The sequence below is a fragment of the Pseudoalteromonas sp. L21 genome (assembly GCF_021728035.1).
In the GTDB taxonomy this organism is placed as follows: Bacteria; Pseudomonadota; Gammaproteobacteria; order Enterobacterales; family Alteromonadaceae; genus Pseudoalteromonas; species Pseudoalteromonas arabiensis.
On sequence record NZ_JAKKCV010000005.1, the window covers coordinates 22,604 to 38,925 of the forward strand.

A 16,322-nucleotide genomic window follows, 5' to 3' on the forward strand; every position below is an offset into this window, starting at 1 on the left:
ACTGGTGATCCTAAACTAATTGATGTTTATATAGCTCTTTAACTAAAAAATCTATCTCACAAAGAGTTATATTAAGTGGGAAACTAATCCTAAAAGTTTTATCAGCCATTTCCCTTGATAATCCGATTGATGTTAATACGTGAGACGGCTCGATCTCTTTAGATGAACAAGCTGAGCCTTGTGCAAGGCAAAGCTCATTTTCATTGTCTCTGATCAAAGTTTCAGTATCAACATTTGGGAATGTAATCGAGATACAATGGGGCAACGTATTGATTCCATTTACTATATATTGAATATCTAGGAAATTCAGTTTTTCTAAAAACTTTTTCTTAATTTGGTTGGCTGAAAAATCAGAGTAATATGATTGAAATACCTCAATAGCCTTTCCAAATCCTAAGATTAAGGGCGCGGCCACTGTTCCTCCGCGAATACCTTCTTCCTGTCCCGCTCCATGTATTACAGGAGTTAGCTGCTTATGTCTTAAATCCCTTATGTAAATAGCACCAATTCCTTTAGGGCCACCAACTTTATGAGCTGAAAAAGACATGATATCAACGTTTAAATCATCAACATCAATCTCAACTTTTTGAAAGCTTTGAGCGGCATCTGAGTGAAATAGAATCTCGTTTTCAAAACACAACAGTCCAATCTCTTCAATTGGATTAACGGTCCCTAATTCATTATTTACATGCATTACTGAAACTAATGCAGTATCAGGTCTGATAGTCTCTTTTATAGATTGAGCTGTGATCAATCCGTCTGAATTAGGTTTTACATAAGTAACTTCATACCCCAGAGTTACTAAATACTCTGTAATGGCAAATATGCATTTATGTTCAACCTGTGTGGTTACAATATGCTTTTTATTTTTGACTGCTTCGGTTAATAAAAGGCTCTTAAATGCAATATTGTTTGACTCGGTTGCCCCTGAGGTAAAAATGATTTCACTGGGGTATGCGCCTATTTCATTTGCTAACAGCTCTCTCACTTCATTGATATGTTTAGAAACTTGTTCCCCAAGAGTGTGACTAGAAGCTGAGTTTGCGTATGCATTATCAAAAGCATGAATAAGGCATTCTTTTACTTCAGGAAGTAAGGGATAAGAGGCTGCTGTGTCTAAATAGATCATAAGTTTTTTCATGAACCGTTAATGTAACTATACTATCAAGATAATTTAGGTTTGACTTCTTTAATTGGGCTGCAAAACAAGTGTTTGCCAAGTTACATGATTTCTACCAATTTTATCTGACTCCTTGGGCGTTTCTAACTTACAAAACAGTCCAGCATCTGACGCTAGTTTCTTTAGCTCGTCAGCACACACAACATACATTTTGCGCTGAGTAAAATCTTCTTCAGTTTGACCGTGCCTAAGCGATATAACAATTTTTCCACCCGGTTTGAGGATGTTGGCCAGTTTTCTAATAGCGCGAGCACGCTCACTGGGCGCAATATGCATCCACACCGCGCTTAGCAATATAAGGTCAAAACTAACTTCTAATTTTGTAACGGAAGTAAGCGCGGGAAGAGAGTCACTAATCCACTTAACCTTGGTGCCTTCGGTAGTTCTTTGACCAAGTTTTAGTAGTTCGGTGGCAGGCTCGACTGCGAGGACTTGAATATTGTTGGCGTCTCGATGAGTTTCTTGGGCTAATTCGTCTAGGTATTTAGCGTCGCGTCCTGATCCAGCACCAAGATCTAAAATTCTTGCGTTGGGATTAGAGATAATTGATGGCAAAAAATCTGCCCAGCTTTGATGAACCTCATCAAATGTTTTTGAGAGGTATTGCTGCGTTAAATTACTTGCGTTTTCATTATAAAAATTTGCCGTCAATTAACTTTCCCTGAGCTTTCACTATTGTGCCAACCTTGACTAACCTTATGATTACTTTAGTAAACCAAACAAGATTATACATATTTGTATCATGCAGCAAATAAGGCTTTTTGTCTTTAATTATCTTTGCCAGCCTCAAAGTGAGGCTCACTTTCTATCAGTCCTAGTAGCCTATAAAATATTTTTATTTTTTTCCGTCTATAACTAACTGGAAAATTTACTAATTTAAATTGACGTTTTCTAAGCCTTGATTTTATTAGTTTTCTTGAATTGAAAGCTCTTCTTTTATGTGGAAAATACCAAATGTGTTTTGTCAAAAACACGTCAAATTTAGAATTAAAAATATAATAGTAAGAGGTAAAAATAATGAGACCCAGTGAAGTTAGCACTCAACAAATAGTTGATGCCGGATTTGAAATACAGCGCACAGGCTCAACGGTAAGTGGCTATAAACTGAAAAAGGTAATTGGCAAAGGACGACCAGAAAGACTGATGGAGGTATGGGAACAAGAAATGAATGGAAGGCCAGAGGTATATGACAGCGATGAGCCGCATGTTTTAGAACCAGAGGTCGAGGAATTACTTGCTGAATTGAACGATAAAATATCTAAAGAACTACATGGAATTTTAGTAAAAGTAGATAAAAAGATCAGAAATATGGCTGACAAAAAAGTGAACTTAATAAAACAAGACTTTGAGGTTGAAGGTCAGAATCTTTATGCTCAAATTGATGAACTTGAAGCTTTTATTGGAAGTCTGGAATTGGATAACGATAAACTCAGAATGAAGCTATATGAAGAGCAAAGTAAGCCGAATGAACAGTTTGAAAATGAGAAAACTATTTTAAAGCTCCGAGATAGGTTGAGAGGAAAAACAGAACTTTTAAACGAACGTCAGTTACGTATTGACGAACTAACCGAACTAACACAAATGCTAAGGGAGGCTAAAGCTTAACAAACAAATCCAATTTAACAGCTATAACGGAAGCTGTTAATTTGTGATGGGGCCACTCTATAGATTTTTTAGTGCTCCCAGCTCCTCGCGAATTAATAAACTCACCACAAACAAACAAACAAACAAACAAACAAACAAACTTATTGGACGAAGTGGTGTGATTAACACAAATATTTATCGTGTATAGATTAGATAAATATGAATTAAATATGGCTTATTTATTTTGAGTTGCTGAAGTATTGATTCACTAAATAGAAAATGTAGAACGCATATTTATTTGATACAGATTAGAATTTAGTCCAGTCAAATCTTCACTTTTTGTGATCACATTTAAAAAATATGGAAAACCAATGTACAAATTAATCATGCCCTAACAAGTTAATTTTTTTTGCAAAAAAATACCTAAAATCTAGTACCCATTGAGTAGTAACTCCCCCCTGCAACTGCGCAATTTGGATTTTTAGCATTTGTTTCAAAGGTACCCATCGTGTACTAAGTGCATGTTTTTAAAAGAAAATAATGCTTGATTGGTGGATTAAAAACTCTAGAATAATTATTACTTTATTGGCTTTTAGAGCGGGCAATGACAATTTCTGCGTCGTAGTTGCAGTCTCATTTTCCACTTTATTTGGAGGACTTTTGATTTCAGTTTCACAACTTAAAGAAAAACTCAGCACTCAAGTTAAGCAATTTGAAGCTTTATTCGAACTACCTACAGCATTGGCTGAAGAAGCAATTGTTAAAGGGGTATATAACTGCAAAACATTTTCAGGTGCTCTTAAAATTTTGGAGCAAACTTTTTCTAATTTCGATCTCCAATATGAAATAGACCATGAACAATTGAAATACTTGCTAATAAATGAGTATGAAGATGAAGTTCTTGTCAAAAGTCTTCATATTGAGATTGAGAATATGGCTTCTCGAATTGAAAGTTTGAACACTGTAAAAGTATCAACGCTTACATTGATTTCAAACCTTTATAAATTGTTTAGCCTTCACGGTGAGTCTAAATTTATTATGAATACTGAGGGTAACTTTAGACTTGAATGGCGACCTTATTTTGATGCGTTGGAAGACCCACTTTTTGTGCAGTATGCCGATTTTAAGCTTAATAATTGTTACTTTCGGTTTATCGCTACAAAATATCCGTTTGAAAAGCTGTCGATAGATAACGTCAATCATTACATGCACCTTGTTAAACATCAGCAAGAAAATGACTACGAAGGGTGTATATCTGAAGGTAATTCATTAGATAAGCATCATGACTGGCTGCTTATGACACTTGAGTTGTTCACCAAAAATACAGCAGCAAGCGATAGGTTAGAACACGCAACCTTTATGATTGAAGGTTCTCGATATTTAGTTTTTGGTATTCGAACTCATGATAAATTAGTGTCTGAATGGCGCAAACCAGAGCTTAATGTCCATTTGAAGCTAGTTAAAGAGGTACAAAAGTTTATTGTAAGAATTGGTCAACAAGCTTTGGTTCTTCAGGCCCGTTTATCTGAAATAAATGATGATTATGTTTCCAAAACAAATTTTCATGTTTTGTCTCACTGGGATTCTAATTACGACTTACTAGAATTTAATGGTTCCAAATTTTGTACTTACTTCCGACCTCTTAACAGCATCGAATTGTTAGAGTTAACTCCAGTCAATGGATAAAACTTATTTAAAAAATGCTGCAATCGTCTCAGTATTTGATTACAAAGATTTTGAAAAAATACACTTAGCTGACGTGTTAACCGGAAGCGTAATAGAAGATGAAACATTGCGCTTTCGAGCATTTCAGCAAATTGTCACCTCCAAAATAGTTACTAGACATATTAAAGGAGAGAAATCGGAAGTAATAACACATAGCGGCAGTTGTTACGTTATTGATGATAATCCAGAGTTTTTCGAATTAACACTTGCTGAATTTGTTGTAATGAGAACGGGGGCTTACTCTCCCAAACGTATTATTGAGATGAGAGACATATTAAAGCAGCTCAACAAAAATCAACATTGAAATGGATTGCCGCTTGTTAATCAGTAAATTAATCACCACTATCGGTTGTTTATTGACATCCCTTTTCAAGATAACTATATAATCACTCTTATCGGTGATTATAGTTGTAAATTTCTAGAGCCTATCTATAATCACTATATTCGGTGATTAATTTCAGTAAGGTTCGATTGATGGCAAAGAAAGTAACAGCTTCAAAAATGCCTAGCTCTGCATACATAGATAGTGCAGAAGTTCTGGGCCAACTCATAAAAGCAAAAAGAACAGAACTCGGCCTAAAATTAGCAGACTGTGCTGCTCTATGCGGGATTGGAATTAATACTTTATCACGTATAGAAAACGGAAATTCAAACTGCACTCTATCAGCGGTGTTTTCTGTTTTAAACGGATTGGGTATTAAGCTAAACACCAAAGAATTAACACCTTTAGAAAAGGTGTCATCACCTCACGATGAGTGGGTTTAGATATGACCAAAACTGACGCATACAGGTTAGAAATCAAATACGCTGGTCAAGTAATTGGAAATTTATCTTTAGACAACACCACCAACTTATTAAAACTAAGTTATTCACCCAAGTGGCAAAACGAAGGTTTTGCTATATCTCCCTATTTATCATTGGATAATCAACACTCACCAGAGGTCGCTTATAATTTTCTTGATAATGCCTTGCCAGAAGGAGAAGCGAGAAAGTTATTAGCTGAAAATCTGGGAGTCTCAGAGAAAAATGTTTATTCGCAAGTACGTGCCATTGGAAATGACTTAGCCGGGGCAGTGACATTTTTACCGCCATCTGAAGAAGAACAAAATCAGCCGTCTTTTAGAATACTTGAAGAAGAAGAGTTAATTACTAGGCTCGACAATAAAGAAGAATTTGGCCTACTCACATGGGACGATAAGCCACGTCTCAGCGTGGCCGGAGTTCAAGATAAACTAAATGTCTTTATTGATGAGCAAGGAAATATTGGCTTTGGTGATGGCTCTCTCTGCTCTACCCATATTTTAAAATTTGAAAAGAAAAACTGTTCTAATCTCGTCTTGAACGAATTCTTTTGTATGAAGCTCTCTGGTGCAATTGGATTGCCAACTGCTGATGTTGAGTATAGACAATTTGGGCCACACTCATCGCTCATCGTAAAACGATTTGATCGCAAATATGTTGCCGACTCCAACAAAGTAATGAGGCGCCATGTTATCGATGGCTGCCAAGCGTTGAATTTACCAAGAGACTATAAATACGAGCGAAACTTAGGTGACGGAAGAGATGTTCAACATATTAGGGACGGAGCTAGCTTAGTAAAGCTATTTGAATTCACTGAACATATGTCTTCGCCAATTGAAAGTAAGCAATGGCTGATAAATTGGCAACTCTTTAATTTAATGATCAGCAACTACGACAGCCACGGCAAGAATGTTTCACTATTCTTTGATAGAAATAACGCACGATTCACTCCCGCCTATGATTTAGTGAACATCGCCATGTTCCCTCAATTTAAACACGTGTTAGCGATGGCTATGGGAGATGAGTTTGAACCTAATGATATCCACGCTTATCAACTGGCTGATTTCGCAGAAACATGTGATATCAATAAAAAACTATTATCTAGGTTGTTAACTGACATGGCAAATAAAGTGATAAAACAACTATCAACTGGAGCCTTGATTGAATGCCTGAATACCCAATCTCATTTTTCTGAAGATGATATTAGCTATTTTAAGCAACTGAGCGACAACATACTATTAAGGACTGAGTACTTAAAAGCTCAAGCAGTTGAATTGCCTTATATAGAAGTATAGATAAAGAATTAATCATTCCACTTAGTGGAATCAGTTTTTGGCGATTTACTAGAATGAGATTACTTCTAGATGAAGTATAAAGACAAAATAAATATTGAATATAGATAAGATATTGATTGTCTATAGCTCCAATCAATATAGGCTTCATCTCGTAATAGCCCCCAAGACTTTTTACTGGGGACTATACGAGCGATTATAGTTTTGTGAAGGTGACTTCACCTGCTGAAAGATAATCATCAACATGAAGATCAAACAGTTTTTGCGGAACTTTAAATCTGAATCGAGTGCCAGATTCAACTTCAGTGCACCAATTCTTTCTGCTTCCCCCAGAAGATATTTTTCCTGAAATAAGTGCTACATTGTCACAGACTTTAGCACCGCTGTCTCTATCCCTTGCTCGACAAACCGGAATACCAAACGTGAATAATGCGTCATTCTTTTTTGATATAGCGGATAATGTTGTCATCTCAATATCGATTAAGTCTGAGTTAAAAACATCATCTAACTCTTCAACTCTATCTTGCAGAAGTGAAGAAAATACCCATGCTTTATTTTCTTTATCCCAGCGCCCATTCAATTTTCTGCATTCTTCTACTAACATTTGATTGTATGCATAGTGGCGGAGTGTCGTTACGCTACCTATATCAACTTCAGTATGCTCTTCATGAAGCTTGTAAATTAAGTCGGCTCCATACTTTGATCGAACAGAAATATCTTCCACAAGTAGCTCATGTTCGCCTATATCGAGATTTTTTGACCTATCATCTATTAACAATTTGCACTGATAGCCATTGTCTTCAGCCGCAAAATATTTACGATTCTTTTTAGTGATTATTAGATTTTTTACTATCAAGTGAATACCTCTTTTTGAATTAAAGTTAGTGTTGACGATTTAGCTAAATGAACTAATTCAACAAGGTTAATTTTAACTCTTTTAAAAGGCCGATCCGATACTAGCGGACTAATAGTTCTAAGTTTTTTTTAAATATTTTGGAAAAAAAGGAACAATATTATTTTATGTAAATATTTATCGATTTCACTCTGACAGAGTGTGAAGTTTTGACAGACTTTTTGCCAAGTTTGGCAACGCTCTTACCATGTTTGACATGCATTTTGCCGAGTATGCCACGAAAAATTTTGACGTGATTTTTGAGATTATATTAAAAACTCAACGTAAGAGCCTTTCTGTTCTTACATTGGTTATATAACTTTATAATGGTTACAATCGTTATAATAGTTATAACATATTTTTTTGAATAAAGATATATAACCAATTGTTTAGCAAGAACTTATAGTGAAGGTAGGCGCCTTAAATATTTAATAAATTTAGGATAAATATTTAATATTTTTTTCGTATTTTTCACTATAAGTCAGACTTTTTAGACGTTTTCTTCCCCTAATGGATGCTCATTACGGCAAGCTTTAAGAAGGTCATACATACATTGATATTTCAAATTATCAAAAGTTTGCTCAGCGACGACTTTAACAACATCTTTGATAGAGTACATGTTTGAATTTTGAGCATGTACACGTCTTTTTATTTCATCATATCGCTGATCATAATTTTCAAACGTGTCGATATGATCAATATTTCGAATGTTCGTTTCGTCCAACTCCAAAAAATGAAAAAATCGAGGGTCATAACCTTCACGTAAATAGAAATTAAATTCTGATTCCGCAGTCAATTTTTCTACTGCTGCTTTTATCTGATCTGGTTCTAGACCATTTTCAAAAAAATAAGACAATGGCTTACCTTGCGCAGCTCTATCGTCATACTCTCCCAGAAGCCAACTTAACTGCGGCCTGATAATAAATGATGTTGCTTCACCGTTAACAAATATGCCTATTTCAAGTGGAAAGCTAATACCTAACTCATAATTTGAATTAGTAAAGATGATAATCGGTGGTAGATCTTTAATTGTTTCAAATGGGGTTTTCATAATAAATAACCTTAAATAATTTATTTAAATCACCAGCGCCAAAAGCGCTGAAAGTTCTATGGCTATAGAGCTATCCCCCGAATCGCCCTTAGCTGTTTTTGCTTAATCGCGTCACCTCCTTAAAATAAAATGTTTAACACTTAGCAATGATTCCCCCGAATATTGCAACCGATTATTGAGCATTAAGCCAGTTGTGAAACTCTTCGATGTCCCAACCCAAAATACGTCTACCGACTTTCTTAGGTTGTGGCATCAATCTATCATTCCGCCACCGAAGAATTGTTGACTCTGATACATTTAACATTTCCATTACTTCATCTAACGAATAGAAACCAATTGACATTTTTTACCTCTTTTAAGCTACTTTGTTGAAATTCAAATTGTTCGTCCAAGCAGTAGGACTAAACGATGTTATTCTGAAATCACGAGAGAGGCTGTCTTGCTTTTCTTCGAAATACTCAAAACCAGCTAACGGCAAAATGATCTTAGCTATTTTGTCATGAGCTTCTTTGCGCTGACTTATATAATCATAACGGTTATAAACCCCATGCACGCCACGAGGCTTATGATTCATACAAGATTCAGCTATTTCCTTAGAAACCCCGAATCTTGGAAGAAGGCTTCGGAAAGTCCTTCTCAAATCATGTGCTTTAAAACAAGGTACATTTAGGCTACCAAGTATGTTTTCACCTATGACTTTATTAGTTCCGTTTTTTCCGAACAGTGTATTAATTGCAGCATTCAACGTTGAATCATGTACGTGTGGGGTGCTGCTTCTTCGCCTTGCAGGAAACAAATAGTCAGATCCCATCGCCAACTCTTGTAATCTTTTGAATAAAGGGATCACACTGTCTGGAATGGGTACCGCTAATGACAATTTATTTTTGCTACGGTCCGCCCATATATGAAGCTCTTTCTGATCCCAATCTAAATCTTTCCACTGTGCCCCAAGTAACTCCATCTTTCTGAAGCCAAATACAAGTAACATAGTGATTGCAATCAGGCTTGGCTCTGGGAATACCATTGGGTGCTGCCTAGCAACTTCTAAAAATTTTTGTACATCCATTTGAGTCAAGGCAATTCCTTGTTTTTTAGAACCTCCTCCAGCGTGTTTACGTAAATCTAAATTCCTAGCGATATTTTTCTTAACGATGCTATTGTAGAACGCGTCATCAAATACGCTTCTGAAAAGATAAAAACAGCGCTCTGCAACACTTAATAGCTCTTGCTTTACAATTCCTTTTAGAACAAGTTGTAGGTGTTTAGTTGTCAACACCGCTATTTCAGTATCACCAATTTCCGGCTTAATATACTTTTCATACATGCGTTTTTCGGCTGTGTAAGCGCATGTCGAAGATTTAAAGAAACTTTTAAATAAATCATCAGTTGTTCTAATTGTCTCTCCGTGATGGGCCCACTGTGGATTAGTCCCTTCCAAGACTAACCTTTTCATGTCCGTTGCTTTTTTTATTGCATCTTCAATGGTTAAAAAATGCGCGCCACTTTCTCCATATGTACCAATTTTGAACCGTTTACGTTTACCGTTAATTTTCGCTCGGAAGCTAAATGTAGCGATCTCTTTGTTATGAATATCCAAAATCGTATTCGGTGCAATTGTCAGTGATTGTTTCACTCCCGACGCAATACGCTTTTTTATTTTATTTTCTGATTCTCTTAACCTCATCTTATAAGATTCCTCTCATTGTTAATGTTTGTGTTTTGGTGGCTGATGGCATTAATGCCTTGAATAAAGCTTCATGTATCTCTCGCCGCTGCTCTAAATAGTCAAAATTCAAAAGGACATTTCGATTAGTTTTTTGATTTAAACTTTTAGAAACGATACGTGGTTCTACGTCTTTCGAGTTAAGATATCGGGCGAACGAATAACGTAAACTGTAAAGTTTAAAACTTGGAACCAGCTTACGAATCACGTATGACATTGCACTAATTGGCAAAGGGTTAGCGTTGCTTTTAGGATTCGGAAATAAATAATCAGAACCATCAGCCAACTCTATTAGTTGTTCAAACAGTTGCAATGCGCATTCCGGTATCGGTACTTGAAAGCTCGTGCTTAATTGAATAACGCCTTCTTCAAGTGAAATGTCACGCACTTTAAGCGCGAGTAATTCACTAGGCCTTAAACCAAAAACCGCCATGATCACAACGGCAATTTGCATTTGCTCTGAAATTTCAAATTTGTTGTTATCAAATTCCTTCAATATCGCTTTAATCTCATCATGAGTTAACGCAGTTGCTTTACTATTTTCATTCGTATTTTTTTGTTTCATTTAATTACCTCTAATTGTCTTCAAGAGCAGTCATTCTAAGGCCTAAGTCATTGATTCTTCTAATAGCTGCTTAGTATAAAAACGACTTTTTTCTAACTTTCTGCATAATCTTAAATTTTCCAAATATTTAGCGAGAGTACGCTAACGGCAAAATAATTTTTGCCATCAACTCATGGGCTTCCTTACGCTCTTTGGCGTACTCATAACGGTTATATGTGCGAATTAAACGACTATCAGCATGGTTAAGGCAGCGCTCCGCTATCTCTCTGGGAACACCGTGAGCAGCGAGTAAAGTGCGGAAACTGCGTCGCAAATCATGGGGAGAGAATTCCGGCACTCCGGCTAGACCCAATACGTTTTCGCTGGGTTCACGCGTATTAATTACTTTGCCAAATAAATCAGCTATAGAGTGATTGATAGTGTCGTCACTTATGAATGGCCGGGTGCTAAGCTTACGTGCGGGGAACAGATATTCTGAGCGACCCGCTAACACTTTCAGTCTGTCAAAAAGAAACAATGTGTCTTCCGGAATAGGGATTGCGAGTGACTTTTTTGATTTCGTATTATCCGCAAAAATCTGAAATAGCATTCTGTCAAAATTGACGTCTTGCCAACGTGCTGAGAATAGCTCCATTTTTCGCATTCCAAATATCAACAATAGCGTGATCCCAATGTAGGTTTGCTCTGGAACTTTTTTGGGATATTGGCGGAATACTTCAAACATGATCTTGATGTCGTCTTCCATGAGCACTACATCTCTTGGCAATGCAGCTCCCCCTGCATCTTCTTTGGCCGTATAATTTTCTGCCGGGTTTGATGTGATCAACTGAGACTTTACACCGAGCTTAAAGATATTTTTACAAAGATAGAGCGCTTGAGTCGCCACAGAATGGCGACCGGAATTTACTACTTTTTGAACTAGCTCATAGATATCAAACGGATGAACTTTATTTAGCAAAAGATGGCCGATATAGGGCTTAATATCTTTGTTATATATTCGTATAAGTGGGTAAATGGTTTTTATGTGTTTGCGTTTCTGCTCGATATATAAATCAGCTAAATCATTGACCGTTTCAATATCATGATATTTTTTGCGCAGTTTATCTAACTTCGGATTATCACCATTTAAAACCATCGCATTGTAGTCGATTGCTTGTTTCATGGCCTTGTCATAACACATCAATTCTGGGTTGGTATCGCTGTATACACCGATGACCATTTGGCTACGATGATTGTTTAGTTGAAAGCGATAAACCCATGAGGCGTTGCCTTTTGAGCGTATTTCAAGGTATAGTGAATTGTATACGCGGATGGTTTTCTTCTTACCTACCTCCACATATTTGATGATGTCTGACTTACTATAATATTTCATGGCTGCTTCTCTAAAAATGAATAAAGAAGCAAAGTGAAAAATGGAATTCACGAATCACGCCATCGGGCAGATTGGGGGAAAATCTAGCCTCGCAAGTATTTCATAAATTTTAAAATTTCGTTATAAATCAAAGCCTAAGATCCAAAACATCGAGTAAACGAGATTTATAGCATTTTTATAAGACCCAGCGCCTGCTGGGTCTTTTGTTTTTGAAAGTCTAAAAGCAGGCAAACTTGAGCACTTTTAGCGAAATAAAGTACAATAGATAAATTAAAGGCTTGGATTAGCAATAGTCCGAGCCTATTTATTTTCAATAGAGACAGATCATGGCGCAAACTCGCGGAAATTTATTTATCTTATCGGCCCCTTCAGGTGCAGGTAAATCAAGCTTAATTAGTGCATTACTAAACAAACACAGCGATATGAAGGTATCGGTTTCACACACAACGCGTTCACCTCGCCCTGGTGAAGAAAACGGTGTGCATTATCATTTTGTGTCGGTTGAGGAATTTAAAGCACTGATTGACAAGAATGATTTCTTTGAATGGGCGCAAGTTTTCGATAATTATTACGGCACCTCTAAAAAAGCCATTGAAACTCAGCTCGACGCTGGCATTGATGTATTTTTAGATATCGATTGGCAAGGTGCTCAGCAAATCCGCAACTTAGTGGATGATGTTGAAACCATCTTCATTCTTCCGCCGTCTAAAGAAGAGCTTGAATCACGTTTAAATAATCGTGGTCAAGACTCTGCCGAGGTAATTGCTGGCAGAATGGCAAAGGCACAATCAGAAACATCACACTATAATGAATATGATTATGTGATTGTGAATGATGACTTTGATACTGCGCTTGCTGAAATCGAAACAATTGTCATGGCAAAACGTTTGTCACTCAAAAGCCAAACTATTCGCCATCAAGAATTATTGAACGCCTTACTTAAATAATACAATTTTAGGTAATAAAGATAAAAATTAACCACAAGCTATTGGCGAATGTAACTTGGTACAGTAAACTACGCCTTTGCTTAAAAATTTATTTGGAGTGCTAAGATGGCTCGCGTAACTGTTGAAGATGCAGTAGATGCAATTGGTAATCGTTTTGACTTAATTTTAGTTGCGGCTCGTCGTGCCCGCCAAATCGCAGTAGGTGGTAAAGATCCACTTGTTGATGCTGAAAATGACAAACCGACAGTCATTGCTTTACGTGAAATTGAAAAAGGGTTAGTTGACAGCTCTTCAATGGACTTAATTGACCGTGAAGAACAACAACACCAAGAAGCCGCTGAAATGGCTGCTGTTGCTGCTATCGTTGGTGGTAACCAATAATCAAGCTCCCCGCTTTGATTTCGCTATACGGCTAGTATTTCTGCACTAGCCGTTGGCAAGCCCTTCTTTTCATCGTATATTCTATTCATACCGTTACCGATTTACTTCATTAGCGCATTGGAGTGTGACTTTGTATCTTTTTGAAGGTCTAAAAAAGAAAATTTCCGAATATTTGTCGCCTGCTGATATAGAGCTGGTACAAAAAGCCTACGTGGTAGCTCGTGAAGCCCACGAGGGGCAAACTCGCTCAAGCGGCGAGCCCTACATTACCCACCCCGTCGAAGTGACACAAATTCTTGCTGGCATGCATTTAGATCACGAAACACTCATGGCAGCCCTGATGCATGATGTGATTGAAGATACCGATTTTAGTCAACAAGACTTAGCCGAAATATTTGGTGATACTGTCGCCGAACTAGTAGAAGGGGTAAGTAAGCTCGATAAGCTCAGCTTTAAAGATAAAAAAGAATTCCAAGCTGAAAATTACCGCAAAATGATTATGGCCATGACTCAAGATATTCGTGTTATCTTGATCAAGCTTGCTGACCGAACACATAATATGCGCACTTTAGGCGCACTTCGTCCCGACAAACGCCGTCGTATTGCCCGCGAAACACTCGAAATTTATGCGCCAATCGCTAACCGTTTAGGTATTCATGATATTAAAAATGAACTGGAAGATTTAGGCTTTCAGGCACTCTACCCAATGCGTCATCGCGCTTTAAAATCTGAAGTGGTTAAAGCTCGCGGTAATCGAAAAGAAGTCATCAGTAACATCAAAAGTGAAATTGAAGCACGCTTAGAAGAAGCAGGTATCGACGCCACTATTTCTGGTCGCGAAAAACACCTCTACAGCATTTACAAAAAAATGCTTAATAAAGAGCTGTCGTTTAATGAAGTGATGGATATTTATGCGTTTCGCATTAACGTAGACAGCATGGATACCTGTTATCGCGTGTTAGGTGTTGCTCATAACCTTTACAAGCCAATCGAAACCCGCTTTAAAGATTACATTGCGGTGCCAAAAACCAATGGTTATCAATCACTCCATACTTCATTAGTTGGCCCACACGGTATTCCTGTTGAGATTCAAATTCGTACCCACGACATGGATCATATGGCCGACAAAGGGGTTGCCGCTCATTGGATGTATAAAAAAGCCGGTGATAGCGCAGGCCATACCGCACAGCAACGTGCACGCCAATGGATGCAAAGCTTACTGGAGCTTCAGCAAAGTGCAGGCTCGTCTTTTGAGTTTGTTGAAAACGTTAAAACAGAGCTATTCCCTGAAGAAATTTATGTATTTACCCCAGATGGCCGAATTGTAGAGCTGCCTATGGGCGCAACGGCTGTCGACTTTGCCTATGCGGTTCATACTGATGTTGGTAATACCTGTGTTGGAGCTCGCGTAAACCGTAAGCCTCACCCACTGAGCAAAGCGCTTGATACGGGTCAAACCGTGGAAGTGATAACCAGCTCAGGCGCACACCCTAATGCGACATGGCTAAACTTTGTCGTCACTGGAAAAGCGCGCCTTGGTATTCGCAATTACCTTAAGAGCCAACAACACGAAGAAGCAATGTTACTTGGCCGTCGATTACTGGATTCAGCCCTTGGCGAACATAAACTGGATGATATTCCAGACGAGAACATTCAACGCGTGCTAACAGAGCATGAGCTAAATACTGTTCTAGAGTTACTTGTTGAAATTGGTTCTGGCAATCTAATGAGTGTACTTATCGCAAAACGTCTAGTACAAGAAGAAACCGACGACTTAAACGATATCGCGAAAAAAGCAAAAGCAACCATCATTGGTACCGAAGGCATGTTAGTTAACTACTCTAAATGCTGTCGCCCTGTACCTGGAGATGCTATCACAGCTCATATCAGCCAAGGTAAAGGCCTTACCGTTCACCGCCAAGAATGTAAAAACATTCGTGGTTGGGAGAAAGAGCGCTCTAAATACTTGGTCGTGAAATGGGATGACAACCCAGAAAAAGAATACATTGCAGCCCTTAGGATTGAGATAATTAATCATCAGGGTGCACTCGCTAAACTTACCAATGTTGTGGCTTCAACCCAAGCAAACATTGTCGAGATAGCAACCGACGAAAAAGAAAGTAATTTATACATGATAGACTTAGGCATTACAGTGAAAAATCGTGTTCACGTTGCCAACATCATGCGCCGCATTCGTGTGATGCCTGATGTACAGCGAGTCTATCGTAAAAAGTAACAAGGATAATCATGAACAAATCTTTTATTTCTACTGATAATGCACCTGCTGCAATTGGCACTTACAGCCAAGCTGTTAAAGTAGGCACAGCCGTTTATTTATCAGGCCAAATTCCACTTGTACCAGAAACAATGGAAGTGGTTTCAGAAGACTTTACTGAGCAAACTCATCAAGTATTCAAAAACTTAACGGCTGTATGTGAAGCTGCCGGCGGCCAAATTCAAGACATGGTTAAAGTTAATATCTTCTTAACTGACCTATCTAATTTCGCGATTGTTAATGACGTGATGAGCCAATACTTCAAGCAACCTTACCCTGCCCGTGCTGCAATTGGCGTTCGTGCATTACCTAAAGGTGTACAAGTTGAGATTGATGGCATCATGGAGTTACCTTCTACAAACTAATCGCCACTTTTGATCTTTCGTGCCAGCTGTTTTTACAGCTGGCACTTTATTATAAAAATCCCCCTATCTCTCAGCCGAAACTCTTGACTCAAAAGCAATTCTCTAGCAATCTGTGTTAATAATTCTAGTTTTAAATAGAAATATATACCTTTAGCTATCACAGTATAAA

16 protein-coding genes are annotated in these 16,322 nt (G+C 37.6%); 9 read left to right on the forward strand and 7 right to left on the reverse strand.

Annotation, left to right across the window (positions count from 1 at the left end):
* Window positions 1-10 precede the first annotated feature (10 nt).
* Together L3V41_RS14555 and L3V41_RS14560 are read right to left on the reverse strand one after the other, a co-directional pair.
* Window positions 11-1,129, reverse strand: a complete 1,119-nt coding sequence (locus tag L3V41_RS14555; protein WP_237128001.1) for a cysteine desulfurase family protein — start codon at window positions 1,127-1,129, stop codon at window positions 11-13.
* A gap of 60 nt (window positions 1,130-1,189) precedes the next feature.
* Window positions 1,190-1,831, reverse strand: coding sequence for a class I SAM-dependent methyltransferase (locus tag L3V41_RS14560; protein ID WP_237128002.1), 642 nt, complete (start codon window positions 1,829-1,831; stop codon window positions 1,190-1,192).
* A 366-nt stretch (window positions 1,832-2,197) separates the two neighbouring features.
* Between L3V41_RS14560 and L3V41_RS14565 the strand changes: the two genes are divergently transcribed.
* From L3V41_RS14565 to L3V41_RS14585, 5 genes are all read left to right on the forward strand, one after another.
* Window positions 2,198-2,785: a hypothetical protein gene (locus L3V41_RS14565; RefSeq protein ID WP_237128003.1), complete on the forward strand. Its 588-nt coding sequence runs from the start codon at window positions 2,198-2,200 to the stop codon at window positions 2,783-2,785.
* Between the two features lie 519 nt (window positions 2,786-3,304).
* A complete protein-coding gene (locus L3V41_RS14570) occupies window positions 3,305-4,450 on the forward strand; it encodes a hypothetical protein (protein ID WP_237128004.1) in 1,146 nt (381 codons plus the stop codon).
* Entirely contained in the window at window positions 4,443-4,793 is a 351-nt protein-coding gene (locus L3V41_RS14575; protein ID WP_237128005.1) for a hypothetical protein, read from the forward strand. Before L3V41_RS14570 ends, L3V41_RS14575 begins: the two co-directional genes overlap by 8 nt.
* Before the next feature lie 170 nt (window positions 4,794-4,963).
* The gene (locus L3V41_RS14580) at window positions 4,964-5,254 is read left to right on the forward strand and encodes a helix-turn-helix domain-containing protein (protein WP_237128006.1); all 291 of its coding nucleotides are present in this window, start codon (window positions 4,964-4,966) and stop codon (window positions 5,252-5,254) included.
* 2 nt (window positions 5,255-5,256) lie between these two features.
* Entirely contained in the window at window positions 5,257-6,585 is a 1,329-nt protein-coding gene (locus L3V41_RS14585; RefSeq protein WP_237128007.1) for a HipA domain-containing protein, read from the forward strand.
* 193 nt (window positions 6,586-6,778) lie between these two features.
* Here the strand turns inward: L3V41_RS14585 and L3V41_RS14590 are convergent, their stop codons facing one another.
* From L3V41_RS14590 to L3V41_RS20020, 5 genes are all read right to left on the reverse strand, one after another.
* Window positions 6,779-7,438: a hypothetical protein gene (locus L3V41_RS14590; protein ID WP_237128008.1), complete on the reverse strand. Its 660-nt coding sequence runs from the start codon at window positions 7,436-7,438 to the stop codon at window positions 6,779-6,781.
* A 526-nt stretch (window positions 7,439-7,964) separates the two neighbouring features.
* Window positions 7,965-8,525 (reverse strand): hypothetical protein, encoded by a 561-nt coding sequence (locus L3V41_RS14595; protein WP_237128009.1) that lies wholly within the window; start codon window positions 8,523-8,525, stop codon window positions 7,965-7,967.
* 355 nt (window positions 8,526-8,880) lie between these two features.
* Window positions 8,881-10,209 (reverse strand): site-specific integrase, encoded by a 1,329-nt coding sequence (locus L3V41_RS14600; RefSeq protein WP_237128010.1) that lies wholly within the window; start codon window positions 10,207-10,209, stop codon window positions 8,881-8,883.
* Between the two features lies 1 nt (window position 10,210).
* A complete protein-coding gene (locus L3V41_RS14605) occupies window positions 10,211-10,813 on the reverse strand; it encodes a tyrosine-type recombinase/integrase (RefSeq protein ID WP_237128011.1) in 603 nt (200 codons plus the stop codon).
* Between the two features lie 127 nt (window positions 10,814-10,940).
* Window positions 10,941-12,236 carry a tyrosine-type recombinase/integrase gene (locus L3V41_RS20020; protein WP_237128012.1) on the reverse strand — a complete coding sequence of 432 codons (1,296 nt, stop codon included), beginning with the start codon at window positions 12,234-12,236 and terminating at the stop codon, window positions 10,941-10,943.
* Between the two features lie 275 nt (window positions 12,237-12,511).
* Here L3V41_RS20020 and gmk point away from each other — a divergent pair, with 275 nt between their 5' ends.
* The 4 genes from gmk (at window position 12,512) to L3V41_RS14630 (ending at window position 16,153) form a co-directional block, all read left to right on the forward strand.
* On the forward strand, window positions 12,512-13,132 hold the full coding sequence (gmk, locus tag L3V41_RS14615) for a guanylate kinase (protein ID WP_193988313.1): 621 nt from the start codon (window positions 12,512-12,514) through the stop codon (window positions 13,130-13,132).
* A gap of 105 nt (window positions 13,133-13,237) precedes the next feature.
* Complete coding sequence (gene rpoZ / locus L3V41_RS14620) at window positions 13,238-13,513, forward strand: DNA-directed RNA polymerase subunit omega (RefSeq protein ID WP_054554225.1); 276 nt, start codon at window positions 13,238-13,240, stop codon at window positions 13,511-13,513.
* 130 nt (window positions 13,514-13,643) lie between these two features.
* Window positions 13,644-15,749 carry a bifunctional GTP diphosphokinase/guanosine-3',5'-bis pyrophosphate 3'-pyrophosphohydrolase gene (gene spoT, locus L3V41_RS14625; RefSeq protein WP_062567389.1) on the forward strand — a complete coding sequence of 702 codons (2,106 nt, stop codon included), beginning with the start codon at window positions 13,644-13,646 and terminating at the stop codon, window positions 15,747-15,749.
* 11 nt (window positions 15,750-15,760) lie between these two features.
* Window positions 15,761-16,153, forward strand: a complete 393-nt coding sequence (locus L3V41_RS14630; RefSeq protein ID WP_062567388.1) for a RidA family protein — start codon at window positions 15,761-15,763, stop codon at window positions 16,151-16,153.
* Window positions 16,154-16,322 lie beyond the last annotated feature (169 nt).

Excerpts from the sequence above, each read along its gene's own strand:
- rpoZ (WP_054554225.1), top strand. The coding sequence starts at position 13,238 with ATGGCTCGCGTAACTGTTGAAGATGCAGTAGATGCAATTGGTAATCGT.
- L3V41_RS14555 (WP_237128001.1), bottom strand. The coding sequence starts at position 1,129 with ATGATCTATTTAGACACAGCAGCCTCTTATCCCTTACTTCCTGAAGTA.
- L3V41_RS14580 (WP_237128006.1), top strand. The coding sequence starts at position 4,964 with ATGGCAAAGAAAGTAACAGCTTCAAAAATGCCTAGCTCTGCATACATA.
- L3V41_RS14600 (WP_237128010.1), bottom strand. The coding sequence starts at position 10,209 with ATGAGGTTAAGAGAATCAGAAAATAAAATAAAAAAGCGTATTGCGTCG.
- L3V41_RS14570 (WP_237128004.1), top strand. The coding sequence starts at position 3,305 with ATGCTTGATTGGTGGATTAAAAACTCTAGAATAATTATTACTTTATTG.
- L3V41_RS14575 (WP_237128005.1), top strand. The coding sequence starts at position 4,443 with ATGGATAAAACTTATTTAAAAAATGCTGCAATCGTCTCAGTATTTGAT.
- L3V41_RS14630 (WP_062567388.1), top strand. The coding sequence starts at position 15,761 with ATGAACAAATCTTTTATTTCTACTGATAATGCACCTGCTGCAATTGGC.
- gmk (WP_193988313.1), top strand. The coding sequence starts at position 12,512 with ATGGCGCAAACTCGCGGAAATTTATTTATCTTATCGGCCCCTTCAGGT.
- L3V41_RS14565 (WP_237128003.1), top strand. The coding sequence starts at position 2,198 with ATGAGACCCAGTGAAGTTAGCACTCAACAAATAGTTGATGCCGGATTT.
- L3V41_RS14605 (WP_237128011.1), bottom strand. The coding sequence starts at position 10,813 with ATGAAACAAAAAAATACGAATGAAAATAGTAAAGCAACTGCGTTAACT.
- L3V41_RS14585 (WP_237128007.1), top strand. The coding sequence starts at position 5,257 with ATGACCAAAACTGACGCATACAGGTTAGAAATCAAATACGCTGGTCAA.
- L3V41_RS14595 (WP_237128009.1), bottom strand. The coding sequence starts at position 8,525 with ATGAAAACCCCATTTGAAACAATTAAAGATCTACCACCGATTATCATC.